We start from the raw sequence: 24,001 nt of genomic DNA on the forward strand, positions 1-24,001 counted from the left end.
CTCTCATCCATCACGGCGCAAACCTCTAGAAACCGGACAGGGGAGGGGGCTTACAGTGCTTCTCGACACCTACGGCCGCGTGGCCACTGACCTGCGTGTCTCGCTCACCGACCGGTGCAATCTGCGCTGTACCTACTGCATGCCCGAAGAGGGCCTGCAGTGGCTCGGCAAATCGGATCTGCTCAGTGACGACGAGATCGTCCGGCTGATCCGCATCGCGGTCACTCAGCTCGGGATCAAAGAGGTCCGCTTCACCGGCGGAGAGCCGCTGCTGCGCCCCGGCATCGTCGGGATCGTCGAGCAGTGCGCGGCCCTGGAGCCCCGCCCCAAGATGTCGCTGACCACCAACGGCATCGGCCTCAAGCGCACCGCACAGGCCCTCAAGGCCGCCGGCCTGGACCGGGTGAACGTCTCCCTGGACACCCTGCGGCCCGAGGTCTTCAAGACCCTGACCCGGCGCGACCGCCACAAGGACGTCATCGAGGGCATGGCCGCCGCCCGCGACGCCGGCCTCACCCCCGTCAAGGTCAACGCGGTGCTGATGCCCGGACTCAACGACGACGAGGCCCCCGACCTGCTGGCCTGGGCCGTGGAGAACGAGTACGAGCTCCGCTTCATCGAGCAGATGCCGCTCGACGCCCAGCACGGCTGGAAGCGCGACGGCATGATCACCGCCGGTGACATCCTGGAATCCCTGCGTACCCGCTTCACGCTCACCGAGGAAGGGTCCGAAGAGCGCGGCTCCGCCCCGGCCGAGCGCTGGGTCGTCGACGGCGGCCCGGCCACCGTCGGCGTCATCGCCTCCGTCACCCGCCCCTTCTGCGGAGCCTGCGACCGTACGCGGCTCACGGCCGACGGCCAGATCCGTACGTGCCTCTTCGCCACCGAGGAGTCCGACCTGCGCGCCGCCCTGCGCTCGGGCGCCCCGGACGAGGAGATCGCCCGCCTGTGGAAGGTGGCGATGTGGGGCAAGAAGGCCGGGTCCGGCCTCGACGACCCGACCTTCCTGCAGCCCGACCGCCCGATGTCGGCGATCGGCGGCTGACCTCCGCCGCCAGGAACGGTTCCGAGCGACCCCGAGGGCTCGCAGTGGCTACGGCCGCTGCGAGCCCTCGGGCGCTTCCCACTCGTCGAGCTTCACGACGTCCTTGAGGAAACCGCGGACCCCCAGGAACTGGGACAGGTGCTCGCGGTGCTCCTCGCACGCCAGCCAGGTCTTGCGGCGCTCGGGGGTGTGCAGCTTCGGGTTGTTCCATGCCAGGACCCAGGCGGCCGCCTGGCGGCAGCCCTTGGCGGAGCAGGTGGGCGCGTCGGCGGCCGGGACGTCGTCGCCGGAAGCGTCGTTCAGAGGTGCGTCAAGGGGAGTCACGGCTCAACCCTAAGACGGAATGGCGACGCCGAGCAGCCACGGGGGGAGCTGCTCGGCGTCGGTCCGTCGCTCCGACGGGGGATGCGGAGCGCGTAGGCAGTATGTCACGCAGGACCCGGTGCGGTGCACTGGAACTTCATGATTGATCTGAGCTTTTCTTGAGGTTCCCGTCGCCCAGTGCGGGGTGCACGGGCGCCGGAACGAAGTGGGACGGCAGGGAGGGCGTCGATTCCCGCCCCGCGTTGGCGATGACCACCGCGATGTACGGCAGCAGCGCCCCCGCGACGAGCGTCACGACGGCCACGGGCCGCTGCACGTTCCACAACACGATCGTCGCGATGACCGACAGGGTCCTGATCAGCATCGAGATCACGTACCGGCGCTGGCGTCCCCGTACGTCCTCGGCGAGGCCCATCCGGGCCCCCGTGATCCGGAAGACCTCGGACCCGTTCCGCTTCGTCCGCTCCACAACCCACCACCCGATCGATCGCCGGACACTCCCCGGCCCGGACGCCTCCACGGTACGCCGCCCGCCCGGAGCCGGGCAGAGGGGGTGTCCCCCGAATGGCGCCGCCCGAAATGCGCAATAGGCCGGACGGGTCGAGACTGGGCCCACATGCGCACAACGCGCCAGGAGGAGGCTCGACATGGGTTGGTTGTGGGCGATCATCGTCGGCTTTGTACTGGGACTGATTGCCCGGGCGATCCTGCCGGGCAAGCAGCACCAGCCCCTTTGGCTGACCACCATCTTCGGCATCGTCGGAGCCGTCCTCGGCAACGCCGTGGCCACGTGGATCGGCGTCAACGAAACGCGCGGCATCGACTGGATCCGGCACTTGCTGCAACTGGCCGGAGCCGTCGTGGTGGTCGGTCTCGGTGACCTGATCTACAGCTCGATGCGCGGCGGAAAGAAGCAGATGACCTGAGGGCTCCGGCCCGCCGAGCGGCGGAGCACGACGGAGGGGCCGGCCCGGACTGTGCGTCCGGACCGGCCCCTCCGTCGTGCTGCCGTGGCGGCGACTAGCCGGTGACCTCGACCGCCGCCAGGTTCTTCTTGCCGCGGCGCAGCACCAGCCAGCGCCCGTGCAGCAGGTCCTCCTTGGCGGGGACCGCGTCCTCGGAGGCGACCTTCACGTTGTTCACGTAGGCGCCGCCCTCCTTCACGGTCCGCCGGGCGGCCGACTTGCTGGCGACCAGCCCGGTCTCCGCGAGGAGGTCCACGACCAGCCCCGGCTCGGAGACCTCGGCCCGCGGCAGCTCGGACAGGGCCGCGGCCAGGGTGGCCTCGTCCAGGTCCGCCAGCTCGCCCTGGCCGAACAGCGCCTTGGACGCCGCGATCACGGCGGCGCACTGGTCCGCGCCGTGCACCAGCGTGGTCAGCTCCTCCGCCAGCGCCCGCTGGGCGGCACGCGCCTGCGGCCGCTCGGCGGTCTGCGCCTCCAGGGCCTCCAGCTCCTCACGGGTCTGGAAGGACAGGATGCGCATGTAGGTGGAGACGTCCCGGTCGTCCACGTTCAGCCAGAACTGGTAGAACGCGTACGGGGTGGTCATCTCCGGGTCGAGCCAGACGGCGCCGCTCTCGGACTTGCCGAACTTGGTGCCGTCCGCCTTGACCATCAGCGGGGTCGCGATGGCGTGGACGTGCGCGTCCGGCTCCACCCGGTGGATCAGGTCGAGACCGGCCGTCAGGTTGCCCCACTGGTCGGACCCGCCCTGCTGGAGCACGCAGCCGTGCCGGCGGTAGAGCTCCAGGAAGTCCATGCCCTGGAGCAGCTGGTAGCTGAACTCGGTGTAGCTGATGCCCTGGTCGGACTCCAGCCGCTTGGCGACCGAGTCCTTCGTCAGCATCTTGTTCACGCGGAAGTGCTTGCCGATGTCCCGGAGGAACTCGATGGCGGACATGCCCGCCGTCCAGTCCAGGTTGTTGACCATAACCGCCGCGTTCTCGCCCTCGAAGGACAGGAACGGCTCGATCTGGGTGCGCAGGCGCGTCACCCAGTTCGCGATGGTCTCCGGGTCGTTCAGGGTGCGCTCGGCGGTCGGGCGCGGGTCGCCGATCTGACCCGTGGCCCCGCCGACCAGCGCCAGCGGACGGTTGCCCGCCTGCTGGAGCCGGCGCACGGTGAGGACCTGCACCAGGTGCCCCACGTGCAGCGAGGCCGCCGTCGGGTCGAAGCCGCAATAGAACGTGACGGGACCGTCCGCGAACGCCTTGCGCAGCGCTTCTTCGTCGGTGGACTGGGCGAAGAGCCCGCGCCACTTCAGTTCGTCGACGATGTCCGTCACGGTTCTGGGTCTCCTTGAACGAGGTGGAACAGAGAGCTGGGGGATGCCCCGCCAGTCTAGGCGGGGAAGGCCCGGACCTCTGACGCTTTGTTGATCAGATGCCGGCGATCAGACGCCCTTGCTGACCGAGCTCATGTTGAAGTCCGGGATGCGCAGCGCCGGCATCGCGGTCCTGGTGAACCAGTCGTTCCATTCGCGCGGCAGGGTCTTCTCGGTCCGGCCGGCCTCCGAGGCCCGCGACAGCAGGTCCACGGGGGACTCGTTGAACCGGAAGTTGTTGACCTCGCCGACGACCTGGCCGCCCTCCACCAGGTAGACGCCGTCCCGGGTCAGCCCGGTGAGCAGCAGCGTCGCCGGGTCCACCTCGCGGATGTACCAGAGGCAGGTCAGCAGCAACCCGCGGTCGGTCGCGGCCACCATCTCCTCCAAGGACTTGTCGCCCCCGGCCTCCAGGATCAGGTTCCCGAAGGAGGGGGAGACCGGCTGCCCGGTCAGTTCCGCGGTGTGCCGGGTCGTGGTCAGCCGGGCCAGCTCGCCGTCCTTGATCCACTCGGTCGCCGGGACCGGCAGGCCGTTGTCGAACACGGAGGCGCTGTCGCCCGAGCTGTGCGCGATCACGAACGGCGCGGACTCCAGGCCCTGCGCGTTCGGATCGCTGCGCAGGTTCAGCGGCAGCGGGGAGAGCCGCTCGCCGAGCCGGGTGCCGCCGCCGGGCTTGGAGAAGACCGTCCGGCCCTCCACCGCGTCCCGGGCCGCCGCCGACCACATCTGGTAGATCAGCAGGTCGGCCACGGCCGTGGGGGGCAGCAGCGTCTCGTACCGCCCGGCCGGCAGGTCGATCTTCCGCTCCGCCCAGCCGAGCCGTACGGCCAGCTCGGCGTCCAGCGCGGTCGGGTCCACGTCCTTGAAGTCCCGGGTCGCGCGGCCGGCCCAGGCCGAGCGCTGCCGGTCCGGGGACTTCGCGTTGAGCTCCAGGGTGCCGTTGGGCTGGTCGTGGCGCAGGCGCAGCCCCGTAGAGGTGCCCACGTACGTGGACACCAGCTCGTGGTTGGCGAAGCCGTACAGGTCGCGGCCGCCCGCGCGGGCCCGGGCGAAGGCCTCGCCGAGGGCCGGGGCGAAGTCCGCGAACACCGCCGAGGAGGTCTCGGCGGGGGCGTCGGCGAAGTCGGGCGAGGCCGGGGTGCCGGTGACCAGCGGCCGTGCGTCCTCCGCCGGTCCGGCGCCGCGGGCGGCCGCCTCGGCTGCCCGGACCAGCGGCTCCAGCTCCGCGGCCGTGACGGCGGAGCGCGAGACGACCCCCGAGGCCGTGCCCTCCTTGCCGTCGACGGTGGCGATGACGGTGAGGGTCCGGCCGCGGGTGACCCCGTTGGTGGTCAGGGCGTTGCCCGCCCAGCGCAGATTGGCGCTCGACTCCTCGTCGGCGATGACGACGCAGCCGTCCGCGGTGGACAGCTCCAGCGCCCGCTCGACGATCTCGTGGGGCTTGGTGGTACGACTCGACGAGGTCATCGTCCGGCCTCCTGCGTGGTGTTCAAGATGTTCACGTCGCGGAACAGCGCGGACGGGCAGCCGTGCGACACCGCCGCGGTCTGGCCGGGCTGGGCCTTGCCGCAGTTGAAGGCGCCGCCCAGGACGTAGGTCTGCGGACCGCCGACCTTCTCCATCGAGCCCCAGAACTCCGTGGTCGTGGCCTGGTAGGCGACGTCCCGGAGCTGTCCGGCGAGCTTGCCGTTCTCGATGCGGAAGAAGCGCTGCCCGGTGAACTGGAAGTTGTAGCGCTGCATGTCGATGGACCAGGAGCGGTCGCCGACCACGTAGATCCCGCGCTCCACCCCGCCGATCAGGTCCTCGGTGGAGAGCCCGCCCGGATCCGGCTGGAGCGAGACGTTCGCCATGCGCTGGACGGGCACGTGACCGGGGGAGTCGGCGTAGGCGCAGCCGTTGGAGCGGCCGAGGCCGGTCAGCTTCGCGATGCGCCGGTCCGTCTGGTAGCCGGCCAGGGTGCCGTCCTTGACCAGGTCCCAGCTCTGCGCCGCGACGCCCTCGTCGTCGTACCCGATGGTGGCCAGCCCGTGCTCGGCCGTCCGGTCGCCCGTCACGTTCATGATCGGGGACCCGTAGGCGAGCTTGCCCAGCTGGTCGAAGGTGGCGAAGGAGGTCCCGGCGTACGCGGCCTCGTAGCCCAGCGCCCGGTCCAGCTCGGTGGCGTGGCCGATGGACTCGTGAATGGTGAGCCACAGGTTCGAGGGGTCCACGACCAGGTCGTAGCGCCCGGCCTCCACGCTCGGTGCCAGCATCTTCTCGGCGAGCAGCCCGGGGATCGCCTCCAGCTCGGCGTTCCAGTCCCAGCCGGTGCCGGTCAGGTACTCCCAGCCGCGCCCGGCGGGCGGGGCGATGGTGCGCATCGAGTCGAACTCGCCGGTGGCGGCGTTCACGGCGACGGCGGTGAGCTGCGGGTGCACGCGCACCCGCTGCTGGGTGGTGGAGGTGCCCGCGGTGTCGGCGTAGAACTTGTTCTCGTGGACCGCGAGCAGAGAGGCGTCCACGTGGGCCACCCCGTCGGCCGCCAGGAGGCGCTGGCTGAAGTCGGCGAGCAGCGCGGCCTTCTCCGTGTCCGGCACCTCGAAGGGGTTCACGTCGTAGGCGGAGATCCAGGTCTTGTCGGCGTGCACGGGCTCGTCGGCGAGCTCGACCCGCTCGTCCGACCCGGCCGCCTTGATCACCTGGGCGGAGAGCTTCGCCATGGCCACGGCCTGCGAGGCCACCTTGGCGGCCGCGTCCATGGTCAGGTCCACCCCCGAGGCGAACCCCCAGCTGCCCCCGTGCACCACGCGGACCGCGTAGCCGAGGTCGGTGGTGTCGGACCCGCCGGAGGGCTTGGCGTCGCGCAGCCGCCAGGAGGCGCTGCGGATGCGTTCCAGGCGGAAATCGGCGTGGTCGGCGCCCAGCGCGCGGGCCCGCGCGAGCGCCGCGTCGGCGAGCGCCCGCAAGGGAAGCGCCATGAAGGTCGCGTCGATGGAATGGGGCACGGAGGTCCTCTCGGGGTCGGGACAGCTGGCTCGATCATGTCGCGCCGCGGCTTTCCGTGCCTACATCTTTCTGTAGGGACTCGACAGACCCCGTACCGAGGACCTGTCGGAGCCGGATTCTCCGTAAGGGGTACTTGACCTATAGGTTTTTGGTATTCAGACCGCTAGTCGAAAGGGTGATCCGTTGAGCCGCTCGGTTCTCGTCACCGGAGGTAACCGGGGCATCGGCCTCGCCATCGCCCGAGCTTTCGCGGAAGCCGGGGACAAGGTCGCGATCACGTACCGGTCGGGCGAGCCGCCGGCGGAGCTCACGGCCCTGGGCGTGCTGGCGGTCCGCTGCGACATCACCGACTCCGACCAGGTCGATCAGGCGTACAAGCAGGTCGAGGACGCGCACGGCGCGGTCGAGGTCCTCGTGGCCAATGCCGGCATCACCAAGGACACGCTGCTGATGCGCATGTCCGAGGACGATTTCGCCTCGGTCGTCGACACCAACCTCACCGGCACCTTCCGCGTGGTCAAGCGCGCGAACCGCGGCATGCTCCGCGCCAAGAAGGGCCGCGTCGTCCTGATCTCCTCGGTCGTCGGACTGCTCGGCTCGGCCGGCCAGGCCAACTACGCGGCCTCCAAGGCGGCCCTGGTCGGCTTCGCCCGCTCCCTCGCCCGCGAGCTCGGCTCCCGCAACATCACCTTCAACGTCGTCGCCCCGGGCTTCGTGGACACCGACATGACGAAGGTGCTCAACGACGAGCAGCGGGCCGGCATCGTCGGCCAGGTGCCCCTGGGCCGCTACGCGCAGCCCGAGGAGATCGCGGCTGCGGTCAGTTTCCTGGCGTCCGACAACGCCGCGTACATCACTGGTGCCGTCATTCCTGTTGACGGCGGATTGGGCATGGGTCACTGATCACCATGAGCGGAATTCTCGACGGCAAGCGCCTCCTCGTCTCCGGGGTGCTGATGGAGTCCTCCATCGCCTTCCACGTCGCCAAGCTGGCCCAGGAGCAGGGCGCCGAGGTCATCCTCTCGGCGTTCCCGCGGCCGACGCTGACCGAGCGCATCGCCCGCAAGCTGCCCAAGCCCGTCAAGGTGATCGAGCTCGACGTCACCAACGACGAGCACCTGGCGCGCGTGGAGGAGCTCGTCCGCGCGGAGCTCGGCGGTCTCGACGGCGTCGTCCACTCCATCGGCTTCGCGCCGCAGGACGCGCTCGGCGGCAACTTCCTGAACACCCCGTTCGAGTCGGTCGCCACCGCCATGCACGTCTCGGCGTTCTCGCTGAAGTCGCTGACCATGGCCTGCAAGCCGCTCTTCCCGGAGAACGAGGGCGCCTCGGTCGTCGGCCTCACCTTCGACGCGCAGTACGCGTGGCCGCAGTACGACTGGATGGGCCCGGCCAAGGCCGCGCTGGAGGCCACCAGCCGCTACCTCGCCCGCGACCTGGGCAAGGAGAAGATCCGCTGCAACCTGATCTCGGCCGGTCCGCTCGGCTCGATGGCCGCGAAGTCCATCCCGGGCTTCTCCGACCTGGCCGACGTCTGGAACCACCGCTCCCCGATGGAGTGGGACATGACGGACCCGGAGCCGGCCGCCAAGGGCGTCGTCGCCCTGCTGTCGGACTGGTTCCCCAGCACCACCGGCGAGATCATCCACGTCGACGGCGGCCTGCACGCGATGGGTGCCTGACCTCCCCGGCCCCGCCCCTGTTCCATCCGTACGGCGGCGGCCCCGTCTCCCCACCCGGGAGGCGCGGCCGCCGCCGTTTCGGTGTGCGCCGCGGGGACGTACGGGCCGGCTCGATCAGATGTCCGCCCCCGGGCCGGATCTTCCCAAGTCGAAAATCAGGACATTTGCCTGCAAACTGGGCCCGTCGGGATCTTCCCGGCTCCTGCGGGGAGGAGGTACGGGAGTGCGCGCGAGGCGGAGCCGAACGGTATCCCTGCTGGTCACCTCGGTGGTCCTGACCGGATTCCTGCTCCCGGGAGCCGTCGCGCAGGACGAGGTGCCCGCCCCGGCGTCCGGTACGGACGTCCAGGCCCCGGCCGTGGTCGATCTGACCCAGATCCCCGCCGAACCGCCCGTACAGCCCGCACGGCCCGCCGCCCGGGAACTCTTCGGGGCCGACTGCGACACCGAGATCAACGGCTCGCAGGTGGTCGCCTTCTGCCACAACAGTTATCCGCAGACCGATCTGGTCCGCCTGCACGTGGAGTGCGACCGCTGGTGGGACGTGGACGGGGACGGCGCCGCCGTGGCCGTCGGCCCGGCCGGCCGGGTGGAGCTCTCGGGCCGCTGCTGGAAGGAAGTCCGCTCCGCCTGGGTCAGCCACCAGCGGCAGTGACCCCCGCGGGCCGCCCCTCGTCGGCCAGGCAGACGAACGGATAGCCGGCCGCCTCCGAGGCCGCCGCGTCCCCGTCCCCGCGCCGGATCGCCTCGATCAGCCGGGCGTGGTCCAGGTGCGAGGCGGGATCGAGCTCCGTACCCACGTCGGTGCGCAGCCAGTCGGCCACCAGATCGCCGAGGTCCGCGTACAGCTCGATGAGCACCTCGTTGTGCGAGGCCGCCACCACCGCCATGTGCAGGGCCACGTCCGCCGCGACGAAGGGCTCCGCGTCCCCGCCCGACCAGGCCTCCTCGCGCCGCGCCAGCAGCGCGTCCAGCTGTACGAGGTCCCGCGCCGTCCGCCGCTCCGCCGCGAGACGGGCGGCCGCGGACTCCAGCGTCGAGCGCAGCTCCGCGATGTGCCGGGGGTCGGCGCGGGCGAAGCGGCGGTGCATGACCCCGGCCAGCTCGCTGGTGGCGATGACGTACGTCCCCGAGCCCTGGCGGATGTCGAGGAGGCCGTTGTGCGCGAGGGCCCGTACGGCCTCCCGCACGGTGTTGCGGGCGACGCCCATCAGCTCCACGAGCTCGGGCTCGGTGGGGATGCGGGAGCCCACGGGCCATTCGCCGGTGGTGATCTGGTTCCTGAGCTGGGCGATCACCTGGTCGACGAGCGCGGATCGCCGGGGCGAGGTCAGCGGCATGCGGTCGGGGTTCCTCTCGGGTCGGGCGTGGTGCGTGGTCGGGCGTGGTGTGGGTGACGGGCACGATACGGCTGCGGGGTGGACAACCAATCATCCCATGATTCTATGATGGTCGAATGTCCGACGAAGAAATCCAGACCCTGAACCGGCCCCAGGCCGCCCGCACGGCATCCCCGCAGCCCCTTCCCGGCCCCACCGCCACCCCGCAGCCGGCTTGGCTCGGGCCCGTGCTCCTCGTCGGCATCGTGCTGGCCGCCCTCAACCTGCGGCCCGCCATCACCAGCCTCGGCGCCCTGTTCGAGGAGACCCGCGAGGGCCTCGGCATGAGCGGGACCGTCGCCGGGCTCATCACCTCCGTACCCGCCCTCTGCTTCGCCGTCTTCGGCGTCACGGCGCCCCGGCTCTCCCGCCGCTTCGGCCCGGCCGCCGTGGTCTGCGCCGGCATGGCCGCCGTCGCCGTGGGCCTGCTGATCCGGCCCTTCGCCACCAACGCCGCCGGATTCCTCGCGGCCAGCGCCCTGACCCTGGCGGGCATAGCCCTGACCAACGTGCTCCTGCCGGTGATCGTCAAGCGCTGGTTCCCCGACCGGGTCGGCACCATGACGGGGCTCTACTCCATGGGCCTGGCCGCCGGCACCTCGCTCGCCGCGGCGGCGACGGTCCCGATGACCCGGGCCCTCGGCGGCAGCTGGCGCACCGGCCTGCTGATCTGGGCCTTCCTCGCCGCGACGGCCGTCCTGCCCTGGCTGGCCATCGCGGCGGCGGCCCGCAAGGAGAAGGCCGCTGCCGCGGCCGCCGCGGCAGCGGCCGTCCGGCCCGACGCCGGGCCCGGGGTCGCGCGCAGCCGCACCGCGTGGGCCCTTGCCTGCTACTTCGGGCTCCAGGCCACGGGCGCGTACATCACGATGGGCTGGCTCCCGCAGATCTTCCGCGACGCCGGGGTCTCCGCCTCCACCGCGGGCGTCCTGCTCGCCGTCACCATGGTCATGGGCGTCCCGCTCGCCTTCATCATCCCCGGGCTGGCCGGCCGGATGAAGAACCAGGGCCCCATCGCGGTCGTCCTCGGCCTCTTCGGCCTCGCCGGCTACCTCGGGCTCTACTTCGCCCCCGCCGCCGGGGCCTGGGCCTGGGTCCTGATGCTCGGCATCTCCAACTGCGCCTTCCCGCTCGTCATCACGATGATCGGCCTGCGCGCCAAGTCCCCGGCGGGCGTGGTCAAGCTCTCCGCCTTCGCCCAGAGCACCGGGTACCTCATCTCCATCCCCGGACCACTCGTCATCGGCGTCCTCTACCAGCACAGCGGCGGCTGGGACCTGCCCCTCGCCCTGATGGCCGGTCTGCTCGTCCCGCAGATCGCGCTCGGCGTGCTGGCGGGCCGGGACCGCACGATCGAGGACGAATGCGGCATGCGAGACTGATCGGCATGTCGCCCGTACTTGAACCGAACCCCCAGAACGGCCACCGGAAGCTCGGCCTCGTGCTGGGCGCGATGCTGCTGGTGACCGTGATCATCTCCGTCCTCGCCACCCTCGCCTCGCCCTAGGGGGTGGGGTTAACCCCCCAACCCCTAGGGGGTCAGGCTCAGGGACATCTGGGGTGCGTCCCGGATGGGAACCGCCTGCTCGAATCCTTAGATTCGAAGAGCAAGAGCGAGCCCGTCCGACCACCCCACGGAGGCGGCCATGTCGGCCCCCACGCACCTGGCCCCCGGCCGCTTGTCCGCTCCCCGCGCCGCCGGGGCCGACGCCCGGCTGCCCTGGTGGGCGCTCGCCCTGCCCGCCCTCGCCTTCGGCCTCCTGCTCATACTCCTCGCCGGATCCGGCCCGGCCCAGGCCGCCTCCGGCGACGGCGCCACCCTCGTCCACGTCACCGAACGGCTGCTGAGCGCCGTCGGCTGACGCGGCGCCAGCCACCGGGAGCCCACCCGCGCGGCCGTGCGCCGGGGCGCGCCCGCACTGCCCCACACCTGCGGGTGACCCCCTCAACACCCCTGCGCCCCGTGGCTCGATCCATGCGAAGCTGGGAGTCATGAGCGCCGACACACCCCGCAGGATCGTCCTCCTCCGGCACGCCAAGGCCGAATGGTCGGACGGCACGGACCACGACCGCCCCCTGGCGGACCGCGGCCGTCACGACGCCCCGGCCGCGGGTCAGAAACTGGCCCAGACCGGCATCACCTTCGACCTGGCCCTCTGCTCCAGCGCGGCCCGGACCAGGGAGACCTGGAAGCTGGCCGTCCAGGAGCTGCCGCACCGGCCGAAGACCACGTACGAGGAACGGCTCTACGAGGCTTCCCTGGGCGAGCTCATCGCCCTCGTCAACGAGACCTCCGACGAGGTGCAGAACCTTCTGGTCATCGGCCACAACCCCGGTATGCACGCGCTGGCCGACGCCCTCTCCGGGGGCGCTCAGGGCGACGTCCTCGCCCGGATGAACCGCAGCGGCTTCCCGACCTCGGGGATCGCCGTCGTCTCCTTCACCGGCTCCTGGAAGTCCGTGGAACACGGCGTGGGCACCCTGCTGGACTTCTGGACCCCGCACAGCTGACGCGCACGACCCGCCGACTACGACGCCTACGCCGACGGAGCGGGCCCCGGCACTTCCACAGTGCCGGGGCCCGCTCCGTCGGCGTAGGCGTCGGGGATCAGCCGTCCTCGTCAGGCCAGGTCGGCGGCCTCGACCTCTTCGCGGGTGATCCCGAGCAGGTACAGCACGGCGTCCAGGAAGGGCACGTTCACCGCGGTGTGCGCGGCCTGGCGGACCACCGGCTTGGCACAGAAGGCCACACCCAGCCCGGCGGCGTTCAGCATGTCCAGATCGTTGGCACCGTCGCCGATGGCCACCGTCTGGGCCAGCGGTACGCCGGCCTCCGCGGCGAAGCGGCGCAGCAGCCGGGCCTTGCCGGCCCGGTCCACGATCTCGCCGGTGACCTTGCCCGTCAGCTTGCCGTCGACGATCTCCAGGGTGTTGGCGGAGGCGAAGTCCAGCCCGAGCCGCTCCCGCAGATCGTCCGTCACCTGCGTGAACCCGCCGGAGACCACGCCCACCTGGTACCCGAGGCGCTTGAGGGTGCGGATCAGGGTCCGGGCACCCGGGGTGAGGCGCACCTCGGAGCGGACCTTGTCCACCACGGAGGCGTCCAGCCCCGCCAGCAGCGCGACCCGGGCGTGCAGCGACTGCTCGAAGTCCAGCTCCCCGCGCATGGCCCGCTCGGTCACCTCGGCGACCTCGGCCTCACAGCCGGCGTGCGCGGCGAAGAGCTCGATGACCTCGTCCTGGATCAGGGTCGAGTCCACGTCCATGACGACGAGGCGCTGGGCCCGCCGGTGCAGCCCGGCCGAGACCACGGCCACGTCGACGCCGATCTGCGCGGCGGCGGTGGCCAGGGCGGTGCGCAGCGGCTCGGTCGCGGTGCCGGAGACGGCGAACTCCACCGCCGTCACCGGATACTTCGCGAGCCGGAAGATGCGGTCGATATTGCCGCCGGTCGCGGTGATCCGCGCGGCGACGGCGGCCGTGGACTCGGCGGTGAGCGGGTGCCCGAGCACGGTGACGTGCGAACGGCCACTTCCGCGCGGCCGGTTGTCTCCGGTACCGGAGAGGATCTCGGCCTGCAGCTTGAGGGACTCGGCCCAGCTGTGGACGGTGGCCCGCAGCTCGCCCTCGGTGCCTGCGGCCGGGTGGGTGACGAGGGCGCACAGGACGATGCGGCCCCGGGTGACGACCTGCTCGATGTCGACGACGTCGACGGAGTAGGCGGCGAGGGTGTCGAACAGCCCGGCGGTGATCCCGGGACGGTCCTTGCCGAAGATCTTGACGAGGAGGGTGGGGACGTCGGAGGTCTGCGAAGCGCTCATGGTGCCTTCACCGTATCTCCCCGGCCTGCGCGCACGGAGCCCCGTCCCACCTGGCGGAACCGTTTCGCTCCGTACGGACGTGCGGGAGCCGCGCGGCGGACGTGCGCAGGACACGTGGTGGACATGCGCGGGCCGCGCGCGGGGCGTGCGCCGGGCGCGTGGAGATCCGGGGGAGGAACGCTCCGGACGGCGGGAGGCCACGCCCGCCGGGGGAAGCGGTGCCTCCGCCCCGGCCGGAGGGGGGATGCCGGGACGTCCTGAAACGCGCCTTCCGGACCGCTTTCGCCCCCCTCGGCGGGCCTCTCAGGGCGCTGCCACGTGGCCCGGATTCCCCTTGTGGCCGTGCGCCTGAAATAGTTCCCCCGGATGTTCGCCATCCCTAGACTCCCTGACGTCATGGGGGATTCTCGGGGGACTTAAGTGGGGCTGGAGTGCCGGAACTCGTACTGGAATTGAATGGAAGGACCTGGACGCTCGATCCGTCCAGGTCGTACTCGCTGGGGCGCGATCCCCAGGGAGACGTGGTGATCGATGACGCCCGGGTGTCGTGGCGGCACGCCACCATCGCCTGGAACGGGCGAGGTTGGGGAATCGAGGACCACGGCAGCACCAACGGCACCTACGTGCGCGGGGCGAGGGTCCAGCAGGCCGAGCTCGTGCCCGGCACGCCGGTGCACCTGGGCAACGCCACCGACGGCCCTCGGCTGAATCCGGTCGCGGTCGCGGTCGCGGCCGCGGCCGCCCCGGCGCCGCAGCCGGCCGTGGCGCAGCAGGCGCCCGCGCAGGCGTACGCGCAGCAGCCGCAGGCCCAGCAGCCGCAGGCGCCGCAGCAGCCCTGGGGACAGCAGGTCCAGCAGGCCCCGCCGTTCCCGCAGCAGCAGGCGCAGCCCTTCCCGCAGCAGCAGCACCAGCAGCAGCCGGGCGGCGGCGGTACCCCGGGCTACGGCGACCACCGCAGCCCGACGACGTTCCACCAGCTCGCGCTGGGCCACGTCATGCGCATCGGCCGTGCGCTGGAGAACGAGCTGGTGGTCTCCGACCTCCAGGTCTCCCGCCACCACGCGGAGTTCCACTCGATGCCGGGCGGCCGCTTCGAGATCCGCGACCTCGGCAGCCACAACGGCACCTACGTCAACGGCCAGCCGCTGGCGAAGTCGGGCACCGCGCTGCTCGGCCCGAACGACATCGTCGGCGTCGGCCACTCGACCTTCCGGATCGTCGGCGACCGCCTCGAGGAGTTCGTCGACACCGGTGACGTCTCCTTCTCGGCCCGCCACCTCACGGTCACGGTCGACGGCGGCAAGCAGATCCTCAAGGACGTCACCTTCGGCGTCCCCGAGAAGTCGCTGATCGGCGTCATCGGCCCCTCCGGCTCCGGCAAGTCGACGCTCCTCAAGGCGCTGACCGGCTACCGCCCGGCCAACCAGGGCGACGTCCTCTACGACAACCGCAACCTGTACAAGCAGTTCGCGGAGCTCCGCCAGCGCATCGGCCTGGTCCCGCAGGACGACATCCTGCACAAGGAGCTGAAGGTCAGCACCGCCCTCAAGTACGCGGCCAAGCTCCGCTTCCCGGGCGACACCGCCGAGTCCGAGCGCGCCGCCCGCATCAACGAGGTGCTGCGCGAGCTCAAGCTCGACATCCACAAGGACAAGAAGATCACCTCGCTCTCGGGCGGCCAGCGCAAGCGCGTGTCCGTGGCCCTGGAGCTGCTGACCAAGCCCTCGCTGATCTTCCTGGACGAGCCCACCTCCGGCCTCGACCCGGGCATGGACCGCGATGTCATGCAGCTGCTGCGCGGCCTCGCCGACGACGGCCGCACGGTCCTCGTCGTCACGCACTCGGTCGCCGAGCTGGCCATCTGCGACAAGCTGCTGGTCATGGCCCCGGGCGGCTCGGTCGCGTACTTCGGTCCGCCGGACGAGGCGCTGAACTTCTTCGGCTACTCCACCTGGGCCGATGTGTTCTCCGCCTTCGAGAGCTACCGCGACTACGACTGGGCCGGCCGCTGGAAGGGCTCGCAGCACTACCAGCTCTACGCCGCCGACATCGACGCGGTCGCCCCGCAGTCGGTGCAGCCCGCCGTGCAGCAGACCCGGCCGCCGAAGCCGCAGGGCTGGGGCTCCCAGCTCTGGACGCTGATGCGCCGCTACATGTCGGTCATCGCGTCCGACAAGGGCTTCATCGGGCTGATGCTGATCCTCCCGGCGGTCCTGGGCGTGGTCTCCGTCGTCATCCCCGCGAAGTTCGGACTCGCGCCGCCCGTGGCGCCGTCCCGCTTCAACGGCGACGCCGGCACGATCATGCTGATCCTCGCGGTCGGCATGTGCTTCTCCGGCGCGGCCAACTCGGTCCGCGAGCTGATCAAGGAACGCGTGATCTACGAGCGCGAGCGCGCGACCGGCCTGTCCCGGTCGGCGTACCTCGCGTCGAAGGTGATCGTCCTCGGGTTCATCACGGCCATCCAGGGCGTGATCATCTGTGCGATCGGCTTCTACCCGCGCGACCTGCCCGTCGAGGGCCTGCTGATGCCGCCGGCCGTGGAGATCTGCCTGTCGGTCATCGCGCTCGGCTTCACCTCCATGATGTTCGGCCTGGTGATCTCCTCGCTGGTGAAGACCTCCGAGAAGACCATGCCGCTGCTCGTCATGTTCGCGATCGTCCAGGTCGTCTTCACCGGCATCCTCTTCCAGGTCTACGACTCTCCGGGCCTGGAGCAGTTCGCCTGGCTGATGCCGTCCCGCTGGGCGATCGCCGCCGCCGGCACCACGCTGAACCTCGGCGTGCTCATGCCGCCGTGGGACGCGGAGAACCCGACCAACACCGACCCGCTCTGGGACGCCACGGCCGGCCAGTGGGGCCTGAACATCACGATCCTGCTGCTCCTCGGCGTCGCGTGCGGCTTCGCCGTGCAGCGCCTGCTGCGCCGCCACGAGCCCGAGGTCATGCGCGCGGGCAAGTAGGCGCAGGGTTCCGCGTACGCACGCGGGCACGCACGAAACGCCTCAGGGCGGCTCCGGAACACCGGGGCCGCCCTGAGGCGCATGGGGGGCTGGGGAGGACGCCAGAGGCCTAGTAGGCGCTGTTGACGTTGTCCATGGAGCCGTAGCGGTCGGCCGCGTAGTTGCAGGCCGCGACGATGTTGGCGACCGGGTCGTACTGGTCGAACTTGGTGCCCTTGACGTGGTACGCCTTGAAGGTCGGGGCGATGACCTGGAGCAGACCCTTGCTGGGGATGCCGTTCTGGGCGTTGATGTCCCAGTTGTTGATCGCCATCGGGTTGCCGCTGGACTCGCGCATGATGTTCTTGTGGATCCCGGCGTAGGTGCCCGGAATGCCCTCCTTCTTCATGATGAAGAGAGCTTCCTTGATCCAGCCGTCCAGGTTGTTCGCGAAGACCGGGGCGCGGTTCGCGGAACGGCTGGCGGCCGCCTTCTGCTCGCGGTCCTTCTTCGCGTCCGCCTCGGCCTTGGCCTTGGCGGCCGACTCCTTGGCGGCCTTGGCGGCCTTGGCGTCCTTCGCGACCTTGGCCTGCTGGCCCGCGACGACCTGCTGAACGGTGAGGTGCTGCTGCACGGCCTGCGTCTGCGCGCCGTCGACGACCTTGGACCAGGCGACGGGAGCGGCGGCGACGGCCGTCTGCGTCTCGGCGGCGTTGGCCGGTACGAGGGAGAAGGCGAGGGCGGCGGCGCCCAGGGTGGCTACACCGGCGATGGAAAGCTTGTGCGCCTTCGTCATCGTCAGACGACGACTGTGGCCGGGAGTGCTGGTCTCGGTCATGCGTAGCAACCTCTTCGAATAGCGGGGGCCGCAGGAAAGCGCCTGCCGGATCCGGGATCCGCGGCGCTGTGCGGCGAGAGCAATTCTTAGCGGTGGCAAAATCCTGTGGCAAAGGTGTGACGTACGATCCCGCTTAGTGGATCAGGGGCCGGAGCCGAGCCCCGATTTCGGGGCCCAGACCACGCGAGCCAGCGTTAACAGGGTCCTTATGCGTCCACTAGGCAGCTTCGTAAGTGATGTGCGTCCTATGCGCGGGCTCACATCGGTCACGTATCAATCTCACCAACCGTTGCGTCAGCAATCCGTTCAGTGACGGTTCTCATCCTTGAGTAGCAGTTGAACGTCCCAGAACTCATGCCAAAGGCACAGGTTCGCTACGACTGAGCCGTCCCCGCGCAGTCCGCCCCCGCCCGGCCACCCCCCCGGCACCAGCCAGGATCGAGCCCCAGGGCCCCCACAGCCCGGCCGCCGCGCCACGACAGCCCGGCATAGCCCTCTGTCGACACTTCCCCACCCCCTGGCACGTGCCGCCCCGCCCCTGGCGGCCCGACTCCAGCGCCCGCCCCGCCGTGGTCCCCACCACGATCACCTTCCCGGGCCCCGCCCTCGCATCCGGCGTACGGCACGGCGTAGCCCACTGGCGGCACGTGCCGCCCCGCCCGGGGCGGCCCGGCACCAGCGCCCGCCCCGCCGTGGCCCCCGCGGCGATCGCCCTCCCGGCCGTGGCCTTCGCGGCATGCGCCAGCCGGGCAGGGGCCGCCGGCACCCCCTACCGCTCCGGGTGCGGCTGCTCGTGGGTCTCCAGTGACGCCGCCTCCCTGTGCAGGTTCGGTGGGGCAAGCCCACCGGCTCGCCGGCTCCGCCACCAGCTCCGCAGTGACAGGCCGGCTCGTGCTCGGCATCTCGGCCGGAACCCGCCCCGTCTGCCCGCGGCGCCGCGAAGACCGCCCGGTAGCCGACAGCGGCTGGGTCCTACCCCGCGTAGCCGGACCGGATCGGCTGCCCCGGACGAGCGCGGCAGCGCACCACCACCTCGCGGGGCACTCTCCCGCGGTGTAGGCCGCGCCCACCTCGCTCGGCCCGCCCCCGGAGCCGACGCCTCCTCCAGTACGACGCGCCACCCGCCCGACAGCTCCGCGACGGTCCGGCGGCCCCGGCCGGGCCGGGCCCGTGCGGCCCAGTCCCGGAGCCCCCACCGCTCGACAGCCGTCCTGGCCCCGAGTGGGAAGCGCGCGACGAGCCCCTCACCGCCGAGCCGCCCGTCCGCGGCGGCCGACAGCGTCGCCGAGGCGTTCACCACCGGCCCGCCCCCGAGCGCCTCAGCCCGCCCCGCCCCGCAGTAGCCCCGCCGGCTCCGGGAGGGCTACGCAGCGACACCTCCGAGGTGCTCTCCGGGACCAGCGGCCGCACCGAATCCCGTCCCAGCCCCGGCCCCCGCCGCTCGGCGGGAACCCGGGCCGCAAGACCCGGCGGAATGTCCCTTATATACAGTCCCTTCTCCCGTATCCCCGGGCACCCTCCCCGCTCACCGCTCCACCCCGGCAAGGCCCCCCGCCGCACCGGCCGCTCCTCCACCAGCCTGGGCAACAGCGGAGCCACCTCCTCCGGGCCCGACGACCTCCCCAGGCCCTTCCAGAGCTCGGCCATCGCCTCATCCGCGTCCGCACCCAGCCCGGCGTGCCCTCTGCGGCCAAGACCGCCGTCATCGGGCCCCGCCGCCCGCGGTAGCGGCAGCGTCTCCTCGACCAACCCCCGAGGCACCGCCACCGGCAGAGGGTGCACCGCGAGCGGCACCAGCGTCTCCGCGCCCGGCACAGCCGCGTGGTTCACCAGCAGGTCCAGCCCGCCCAGCCCCCGCGCCGCCACCCGCTCCGCCCCCGAGGACACCTCCCCGGCCACCGCGACCCGCGCCCGCACCCCGCAGCACCCCCCGGCCCCGCCGGCGGGCCCGTGCCCCGTGCGCTCCGCACCAGGTCCCAGCCCCGCGCCGCCGGCACCCGTCCGCCGCCCGGCCCAGCCCCTGGCGCGGGCCAGGCAAGATCCGAAAGAGACGGCCCAGCCGCCGGCCGCGGGTGCGGGTATCAGGGGGTCCCCGCGCGTCAAACGCCGGCGGGGCCGGATGTGCCCGGCTGCGCCGGAGTCCTCGGACACCATCGCTCCCGCCATGACCGCGCGCCGGCCTTCGCGCCCCCGCCGTCCCGGCCACGGGCCGCACCCCGCCAGGTCCCCTTGCCCTAGGCCGCCCCCCCGCAAGTCCTACGCCCCCGGCCCGATCCGCCCGCCCCGGCGCCGCGAGTACCGTGAGGCCATGCACTCCGGACCCCGAGGCCCCCGCGGCGGCGGCCTGGCCGCCGTGAGCACCGCGCTGCTCGCCATGAGCCGCCGGCTGGAGGTCCGCGACGTGCTGCGCACGATCGTGGCCTCGGCCCGCGAGCTGCTCGACGCCGAGTACGCGGCCCTGGGCGTCCCGGACGACCACGGCGGCTTCGCCCAGTTCGTCGTGGACGGCATCAGCGAGGAGCAGTGGCGGGCGATCGGCCCGCTGCCCCGCCAGCACGGCATCCTCGCCGCGATGCTCCACCAGGACGGCCCCGAGCGGCTGGCCGACGTACGCGAGGACCCCCGCTTCGAGGGCTGGCCCGCCGCCCACCCCGACATGTCCGACTTCCTCGGGCTGCCCATCCGGGACGGCGAGGAGACCCTCGGCGCCCTCTTCCTCGCGAACAAGCGGAGCACCCCCGGCGGCAAGCCGGGCTTCACCGACGAGGACGAGGAACTCCTCTCCCTCCTCGCCCAGCACGCGGCGATCGCCCTCACCAACGCCCGCCTCTACGAACGCAGCCGCGAGCTGACCATCGCCGAGGAGCGCTCCCGCCTGGCCCACGAGCTGCACGACGCGGTCAGCCAGAAGCTCTTCTCGCTCCGCCTGACCGCACAGGCCGCCGCCGCCCTGGTGGACCGCGACCCGGCCCGCGCCAAGGACGAGCTCCAGCAGGTCGCCACCCTCGCGGCCGAGGCCGCCGACGAACTGCGTGCGGCCGTCACGGAGCTCCGCCCCGCCGCCCTCGACGAGGACGGCCTGATCGCCACCCTGCGCAACCAGGTCCGTGTCCTGGACCGGGCCCACACCGCGCAGGTCACCTTCACCTGCGACGGCGTACGGGCCCTGCCCGCGGCCCAGGAGGAGGCGGTTCTGCGCGTGGCCCAGGAGGCCCTGCACAACGCCCTGCGCCACTCGGCCGGAGACCGGATCGACGTCACCCTGACCCGCCGGGAGACCGGCGGAGCCCTGCTCCGGGTGACCGACGACGGCACCGGCTTCTCCCCTCCCACCGTCCGCCGGGCGGGCCGGCACCTCGGCCTGGTCTCCATGCGGGACCGGGCCGCCGGCGTCGGCGGCCGCCTCACCGTGCGGTCCGAGCCCGGCACCGGCACCACGATCGAACTGGAGGTACCCGGTGGCTGACACACCGGGCCGTAACGGCCGCGTCAGGGTGTTGCTCGTGGACGATCACCAAGTGGTCCGGCGGGGCCTGCGCACCTTCCTGGAGGTCCAGGACGACATCGAGGTGGTCGGCGAGGCCGCCGACGGCGACGAGGGCATCGACCGCGCCGAGGAACTGCGCCCCGACGTCATCCTGATGGACATCAAGATGCCGGGCACCGACGGCATCGAGGCGCTGCGCCGCCTGCGCACGCTGGCGAACCCGGCACGCGTGCTGATCGTCACCAGCTTCACCGAGCAGCGCACGGTGGTCCCCGCCCTGCGCGCGGGCGCGGCCGGCTACGTGTACAAGGACATCGACCCCGACGCCCTCGCCGCCGCCATCCGCTCGGTGTACGCGGGCCACGTCCTCCTCCAGCCGGAGGTCGCCGGAGCGCTGCTCGCCGAGGAGGGCCCCGTCCCGTCGTCCGGCCGCGGCGGCAACCTGACGGAACGCGAGCGCGAGGTGCTGAACCACATAGCGGACGGGCGCTCGAACCGGGAGATCGCCCGCGCGCTGGTCCTGTCCGAGAAGACGGTGAAAACACACGTCTCGAACATCCTGATGAAGCTGGACCTCGCGGACCGTACGCAGGCGGCGCTGTGGGCGGTCAGACACGGCATCGCGCAGTGAGTCATACGGGCGGTGATTCATACGGTCGGGTGTATGTAGCCCACATGGCGCATCCCGTTCGTCGGATGAGCGTTCTTCATGACGTGCCGCGGCGGCTGGCCGCGGCAGACGTACTGGAGGACGAGAACGTGAAGAACTTCAAGAAGGCCACTGCAGTCACCATGATCGCGGGCGGCCTCCTCGCCGCCGGCGCGGGTGTCTCCTCGGCGCACGGCGGTGCGTCGGCGGAGGGCGAGGCCCTGAACTCGCCCGGCGTGGCCGCGGGGAACCAGCTCCAGCTCCCCGTCCACATCCCCGCGAACGTGGTGGGCAACTCGGTCAACGTGATCGGCCTGCTCAACGGCGCCTGGGGCAACACGGGCGTCAACAACTGACCCCACCCCCTCTTCTGCGCGGCGCTCGCACTGCTTCGCAGGCTTCGCCCCGCTGCGCCGGACGCCGTCCGGTGTGCCAGTCGGGCCCGCGTAGCGGCCACACACCTCGGCCCCGCTTTCCCCCTCTCCCTGGGAAGCGGGGCCGATGCATTTCCGCCCCGGAGAACCGCACCCGGTGGTCTTCCGGCACGGTCGGGCAAATCCAGCCTCGCCGGCGTTTGAGGCGCGGGGTCCGGGGCGGAGCCCCGGAAGGCCCGGCGCAGCCGGGGACGCTCGCGCAACGGCGCCGCACCCGATCCACCCACCCGCACTCCGCAATCCGCACCCCGCACCCCGCGGCTGGCGACTAGCGGAGCCGCTCCTCGACGGCCGAGTTGTACGCCGCGACCAGCGCCCGCCGAGCGACCCGCTCCACGGGCCGCAACGCCTCCGCCCGCGCGGCCATCTCCGACGCCGCCACCGCCGCCCCGTGCCCCCGCTCGGTCGCCAGCGACACCATCAGGTCCACCCGCTGCGCCAGCGACAGGACCCGTACCGCCCGCGCCGGATACCCCGGCGCCAGCGCGTCCCGCCCGGCCTCCGTCCGCGCGCGGTATGCGGACAGCGCCGCGTCCGCGACCGGCCCGAATCCCGCCACGTCCAGCCGGGTCAGCACCACCGTGGCCTCGACCAGCGCCTCCGCCAGTTCCCGTTCCGCCTCGCCGAGCGACGGCACGTCCGCCGGCGGGGCCTCCCGTACCGGCAGGCAGTGCCAGGTCACCGACACGTGCACGTCACCCGCGGGTCCGGCCTCGTGGACCTCCGGCACCAGCCCGACCGCCGCACCCACCGCGACGACCGCCTCCTCGGCGTCCAGCGCCCGCGCGTTGAACTCCGGCGGCCCGCTCAGCCCCAGCGGGTGCCCCGGCGCCGGAAGCGCGACCCGCAGCCCGGTCACCCCCAGCACCCGCAGCCGGCCCAGCGCCAGCGTGAGTCCCACCGGGCCGGACTCCCCGGGCAGCCCTTCCACCCGGTGCACCGAGTCCTCGCCCACGATCGACAACACGGCCTCGTCGGGCGAGACGAGACCTGACAGCAGAGCGTTCCCCCAGGCGGCCAGCCGCCCTGAACGCGGTTCGAAAAGCATCCCCCCACTTTACGGACGGCCCCCGCGACCAGGGCCCGCGCCCGGACCCCTCCCCGAGTGGCGTAGGTTTTCCCCTGGGGCTGCGCCCACGGACGGGGCGGCGCACAGACGAACCGAGACTGCAAGGGGAGACAACACGCTCATGAGCGATGTTCTGGAGCTGGTGGACGTATCCGTGGTCCGCGAGGGCCGGGCTCTGGTGGACCAGGTCTCCTGGTCGGTCAAGGAGGGGGAGCGCTGGGTGATCCTCGGCCCCAACGGCGCCGGCAAGACCACGCTGCTGAACCTCGCCTCCAGCTACCTCTTCCCCACCAAGGGCTCCGCCACCATCCTCGGCAGCACCCTCGGCAAGGTGGACGTCTTCGAGCTGCGCCCCCGCATCGGGATGGCCGGCATCGCGATGTCCGACAAGCTGCCCAGGCGCCAGACCGTGCTGGAGACCGTGCTCACCGCCGCGTACGGCATGACGGCCACCTGGCAGGAGGAGTACGAGGAGATCGACGAGCAGCGCGCCCGCGCCTTCCTCGACCGCCTCGGCATGACCCCCTACCTCGACCGGAAGTTCGGCACCCTCTCCGAGGGCGAGCGCAAGCGCACCCTGATCGCCCGCGCGCTGATGACCGACCCCGAGCTGCTGCTGCTCGACGAGCCCGCCGCCGGTCTCGACCTCGGCGGCCGCGAGGACCTCGTACGACGCCTCGGCCGGCTCGCCCGCGATCCGCTCGCCCCGTCGATGGTCATGGTCACGCACCACGTCGAGGAGATCGCCCCCGGCTTCACCCACGTGCTGATGATCCGTCAGGGCAAGGTGGTCGCGGCCGGACCCATCGACCTCGAACTGACCTCCCGCAACCTCTCCCTCTGCTTCGGCCTGCCGCTCGTCGTCGAGCGCAACGACAGCGACCGCTGGACCGCCCAGGGCCTGCCCCTGCGGTAGTCCGCGCTGGGGCCCGTCGTCCAACTCCCGCCCGCCCCGGGCGACGGCGGGAGTTTGACGACAGGCCCCAGCCGGGCCTCCCGCACCCTGTCCGGACCGCGC

Annotated in this window: 23 protein-coding genes; 14 read left to right on the forward strand and 9 right to left on the reverse strand. The window is 71.9% G+C overall.

What is annotated here, in order from left to right:
- Positions 1–55 precede the first annotated feature (55 nt).
- Entirely contained in the window at positions 56–1,045 is a 990-nt protein-coding gene (gene moaA / locus AC061S_RS21105; protein WP_478687503.1) for a GTP 3',8-cyclase MoaA, read from the forward strand.
- Positions 1,046–1,093: 48 nt separating this feature from the next.
- Here moaA and AC061S_RS21110 read toward each other — a convergent pair whose 3' ends face one another.
- Positions 1,094–1,348 (reverse strand): hypothetical protein, encoded by a 255-nt coding sequence (locus AC061S_RS21110; protein ID WP_478687530.1) that lies wholly within the window; start codon positions 1,346–1,348, stop codon positions 1,094–1,096.
- A gap of 157 nt (positions 1,349–1,505) precedes the next feature.
- On the reverse strand, positions 1,506–1,784 hold the full coding sequence (locus tag AC061S_RS21115; RefSeq protein ID WP_478687531.1) for a DUF3099 domain-containing protein: 279 nt from the start codon (positions 1,782–1,784) through the stop codon (positions 1,506–1,508).
- 232 nt (positions 1,785–2,016) lie between these two features.
- Here AC061S_RS21115 and AC061S_RS21120 point away from each other — a divergent pair, with 232 nt between their 5' ends.
- Positions 2,017–2,295: a GlsB/YeaQ/YmgE family stress response membrane protein gene (locus tag AC061S_RS21120; protein WP_478687504.1), complete on the forward strand. Its 279-nt coding sequence runs from the start codon at positions 2,017–2,019 to the stop codon at positions 2,293–2,295.
- Between the two features lie 94 nt (positions 2,296–2,389).
- On the opposite strand, the gene tyrS is transcribed toward AC061S_RS21120, so the two are convergent.
- The 3 genes from tyrS to AC061S_RS21135 all read right to left on the reverse strand — a co-directional run bounded on the left by tyrS (position 2,390) and on the right by AC061S_RS21135 (position 6,657).
- On the reverse strand, positions 2,390–3,655 hold the full coding sequence (gene tyrS / locus AC061S_RS21125; RefSeq protein WP_478687505.1) for a tyrosine--tRNA ligase: 1,266 nt from the start codon (positions 3,653–3,655) through the stop codon (positions 2,390–2,392).
- A 108-nt stretch (positions 3,656–3,763) separates the two neighbouring features.
- Positions 3,764–5,164: a metallopeptidase TldD-related protein gene (locus tag AC061S_RS21130; RefSeq protein ID WP_478687506.1), complete on the reverse strand. Its 1,401-nt coding sequence runs from the start codon at positions 5,162–5,164 to the stop codon at positions 3,764–3,766.
- Complete coding sequence (locus AC061S_RS21135; protein WP_478687532.1) at positions 5,161–6,657, reverse strand: TldD/PmbA family protein; 1,497 nt, start codon at positions 6,655–6,657, stop codon at positions 5,161–5,163. The genes AC061S_RS21130 and AC061S_RS21135 overlap by 4 nt, the downstream gene beginning before the upstream one ends.
- A 211-nt stretch (positions 6,658–6,868) precedes the next feature.
- Between AC061S_RS21135 and fabG the strand changes: the two genes are divergently transcribed.
- The 3 genes from fabG (at position 6,869) to AC061S_RS21150 (ending at position 9,022) form a co-directional block, all read left to right on the forward strand.
- Complete coding sequence (gene fabG, locus AC061S_RS21140) at positions 6,869–7,588, forward strand: 3-oxoacyl-[acyl-carrier-protein] reductase (RefSeq protein ID WP_407839794.1); 720 nt, start codon at positions 6,869–6,871, stop codon at positions 7,586–7,588.
- A gap of 5 nt (positions 7,589–7,593) precedes the next feature.
- Entirely contained in the window at positions 7,594–8,367 is a 774-nt protein-coding gene (fabI, locus tag AC061S_RS21145; protein WP_478687507.1) for an enoyl-ACP reductase FabI, read from the forward strand.
- Between the two features lie 223 nt (positions 8,368–8,590).
- Positions 8,591–9,022, forward strand: a complete 432-nt coding sequence (locus AC061S_RS21150) for a hypothetical protein (RefSeq protein WP_478687508.1) — start codon at positions 8,591–8,593, stop codon at positions 9,020–9,022.
- Here AC061S_RS21150 and AC061S_RS21155 read toward each other — a convergent pair.
- The gene (locus AC061S_RS21155; RefSeq protein WP_478687509.1) at positions 9,003–9,707 is read right to left on the reverse strand and encodes a FadR/GntR family transcriptional regulator; all 705 of its coding nucleotides are present in this window, start codon (positions 9,705–9,707) and stop codon (positions 9,003–9,005) included. The two genes, AC061S_RS21150 and AC061S_RS21155, sit on opposite strands and share 20 nt — an antisense overlap.
- Before the next feature lie 116 nt (positions 9,708–9,823).
- On the opposite strand from AC061S_RS21155, the gene AC061S_RS21160 reads away from it, so the two are divergent.
- The 4 genes from AC061S_RS21160 (at position 9,824) to AC061S_RS21175 (ending at position 12,254) form a co-directional block, all read left to right on the forward strand.
- Positions 9,824–11,125, forward strand: a complete 1,302-nt coding sequence (locus AC061S_RS21160; RefSeq protein ID WP_478687510.1) for a CynX/NimT family MFS transporter — start codon at positions 9,824–9,826, stop codon at positions 11,123–11,125.
- Between the two features lie 5 nt (positions 11,126–11,130).
- Positions 11,131–11,250: an SGM_5486 family transporter-associated protein gene (locus tag AC061S_RS21165; protein WP_478687511.1), complete on the forward strand. Its 120-nt coding sequence runs from the start codon at positions 11,131–11,133 to the stop codon at positions 11,248–11,250.
- A 139-nt stretch (positions 11,251–11,389) separates the two neighbouring features.
- Positions 11,390–11,605, forward strand: coding sequence for a hypothetical protein (locus AC061S_RS21170; protein WP_478687512.1), 216 nt, complete (start codon positions 11,390–11,392; stop codon positions 11,603–11,605).
- A 130-nt stretch (positions 11,606–11,735) separates the two neighbouring features.
- Entirely contained in the window at positions 11,736–12,254 is a 519-nt protein-coding gene (locus tag AC061S_RS21175) for a SixA phosphatase family protein (protein WP_478687513.1), read from the forward strand.
- Positions 12,255–12,364: 110 nt separating this feature from the next.
- Here AC061S_RS21175 and serB read toward each other — a convergent pair whose 3' ends face one another.
- Entirely contained in the window at positions 12,365–13,564 is a 1,200-nt protein-coding gene (gene serB, locus AC061S_RS21180; protein ID WP_478687514.1) for a phosphoserine phosphatase SerB, read from the reverse strand.
- 431 nt (positions 13,565–13,995) lie between these two features.
- Between serB and AC061S_RS21185 the strand changes: the two genes are divergently transcribed.
- Positions 13,996–16,527 carry an ABC transporter ATP-binding protein/permease gene (locus AC061S_RS21185; protein WP_478687515.1) on the forward strand — a complete coding sequence of 844 codons (2,532 nt, stop codon included), beginning with the start codon at positions 13,996–13,998 and terminating at the stop codon, positions 16,525–16,527.
- Between the two features lie 109 nt (positions 16,528–16,636).
- Here the strand turns inward: AC061S_RS21185 and AC061S_RS21190 are convergent, their stop codons facing one another.
- On the reverse strand, positions 16,637–17,344 hold the full coding sequence (locus AC061S_RS21190; protein ID WP_478687516.1) for a transglycosylase SLT domain-containing protein: 708 nt from the start codon (positions 17,342–17,344) through the stop codon (positions 16,637–16,639).
- Positions 17,345–19,652: 2,308 nt separating this feature from the next.
- Between AC061S_RS21190 and AC061S_RS21195 the strand changes: the two genes are divergently transcribed.
- The 3 genes from AC061S_RS21195 to AC061S_RS21205 all read left to right on the forward strand — a co-directional run bounded on the left by AC061S_RS21195 (position 19,653) and on the right by AC061S_RS21205 (position 21,836).
- Positions 19,653–20,810, forward strand: coding sequence for a GAF domain-containing sensor histidine kinase (locus tag AC061S_RS21195; RefSeq protein ID WP_478687517.1), 1,158 nt, complete (start codon positions 19,653–19,655; stop codon positions 20,808–20,810).
- A complete protein-coding gene (locus AC061S_RS21200; RefSeq protein WP_478687518.1) occupies positions 20,803–21,462 on the forward strand; it encodes a response regulator in 660 nt (219 codons plus the stop codon). The genes AC061S_RS21195 and AC061S_RS21200 overlap by 8 nt, the downstream gene beginning before the upstream one ends.
- A gap of 128 nt (positions 21,463–21,590) precedes the next feature.
- Entirely contained in the window at positions 21,591–21,836 is a 246-nt protein-coding gene (locus AC061S_RS21205; protein ID WP_243338617.1) for a chaplin, read from the forward strand.
- A gap of 346 nt (positions 21,837–22,182) precedes the next feature.
- On the opposite strand, the gene AC061S_RS21210 is transcribed toward AC061S_RS21205, so the two are convergent.
- Positions 22,183–22,962, reverse strand: a complete 780-nt coding sequence (locus AC061S_RS21210; protein WP_478687519.1) for a hypothetical protein — start codon at positions 22,960–22,962, stop codon at positions 22,183–22,185.
- 142 nt (positions 22,963–23,104) lie between these two features.
- On the opposite strand from AC061S_RS21210, the gene AC061S_RS21215 reads away from it, so the two are divergent.
- Positions 23,105–23,899, forward strand: coding sequence for an ABC transporter ATP-binding protein (locus tag AC061S_RS21215; protein ID WP_478687520.1), 795 nt, complete (start codon positions 23,105–23,107; stop codon positions 23,897–23,899).
- Positions 23,900–24,001: the final 102 nt, after the last annotated feature.

The sequence above is a fragment of the Streptomyces sp. CA189 genome (genome assembly GCF_056428985.1).

Excerpts from the sequence above, each read along its gene's own strand:
- AC061S_RS21115 (WP_478687531.1), bottom strand. The coding sequence starts at position 1,784 with ATGGGCCTCGCCGAGGACGTACGGGGACGCCAGCGCCGGTACGTGATC.
- AC061S_RS21120 (WP_478687504.1), top strand. The coding sequence starts at position 2,017 with ATGGGTTGGTTGTGGGCGATCATCGTCGGCTTTGTACTGGGACTGATT.
- AC061S_RS21130 (WP_478687506.1), bottom strand. The coding sequence starts at position 5,164 with ATGACCTCGTCGAGTCGTACCACCAAGCCCCACGAGATCGTCGAGCGG.
- AC061S_RS21135 (WP_478687532.1), bottom strand. The coding sequence starts at position 6,657 with ATGGCGCTTCCCTTGCGGGCGCTCGCCGACGCGGCGCTCGCGCGGGCC.
- fabI (WP_478687507.1), top strand. The coding sequence starts at position 7,594 with ATGAGCGGAATTCTCGACGGCAAGCGCCTCCTCGTCTCCGGGGTGCTG.
- AC061S_RS21155 (WP_478687509.1), bottom strand. The coding sequence starts at position 9,707 with ATGCCGCTGACCTCGCCCCGGCGATCCGCGCTCGTCGACCAGGTGATC.
- AC061S_RS21160 (WP_478687510.1), top strand. The coding sequence starts at position 9,824 with ATGTCCGACGAAGAAATCCAGACCCTGAACCGGCCCCAGGCCGCCCGC.
- AC061S_RS21165 (WP_478687511.1), top strand. The coding sequence starts at position 11,131 with ATGTCGCCCGTACTTGAACCGAACCCCCAGAACGGCCACCGGAAGCTC.
- AC061S_RS21170 (WP_478687512.1), top strand. The coding sequence starts at position 11,390 with ATGTCGGCCCCCACGCACCTGGCCCCCGGCCGCTTGTCCGCTCCCCGC.
- AC061S_RS21175 (WP_478687513.1), top strand. The coding sequence starts at position 11,736 with ATGAGCGCCGACACACCCCGCAGGATCGTCCTCCTCCGGCACGCCAAG.
- serB (WP_478687514.1), bottom strand. The coding sequence starts at position 13,564 with ATGAGCGCTTCGCAGACCTCCGACGTCCCCACCCTCCTCGTCAAGATC.
- AC061S_RS21190 (WP_478687516.1), bottom strand. The coding sequence starts at position 17,344 with ATGACCGAGACCAGCACTCCCGGCCACAGTCGTCGTCTGACGATGACG.
- AC061S_RS21195 (WP_478687517.1), top strand. The coding sequence starts at position 19,653 with ATGCACTCCGGACCCCGAGGCCCCCGCGGCGGCGGCCTGGCCGCCGTG.
- AC061S_RS21210 (WP_478687519.1), bottom strand. The coding sequence starts at position 22,962 with ATGCTTTTCGAACCGCGTTCAGGGCGGCTGGCCGCCTGGGGGAACGCT.
- AC061S_RS21215 (WP_478687520.1), top strand. The coding sequence starts at position 23,105 with ATGAGCGATGTTCTGGAGCTGGTGGACGTATCCGTGGTCCGCGAGGGC.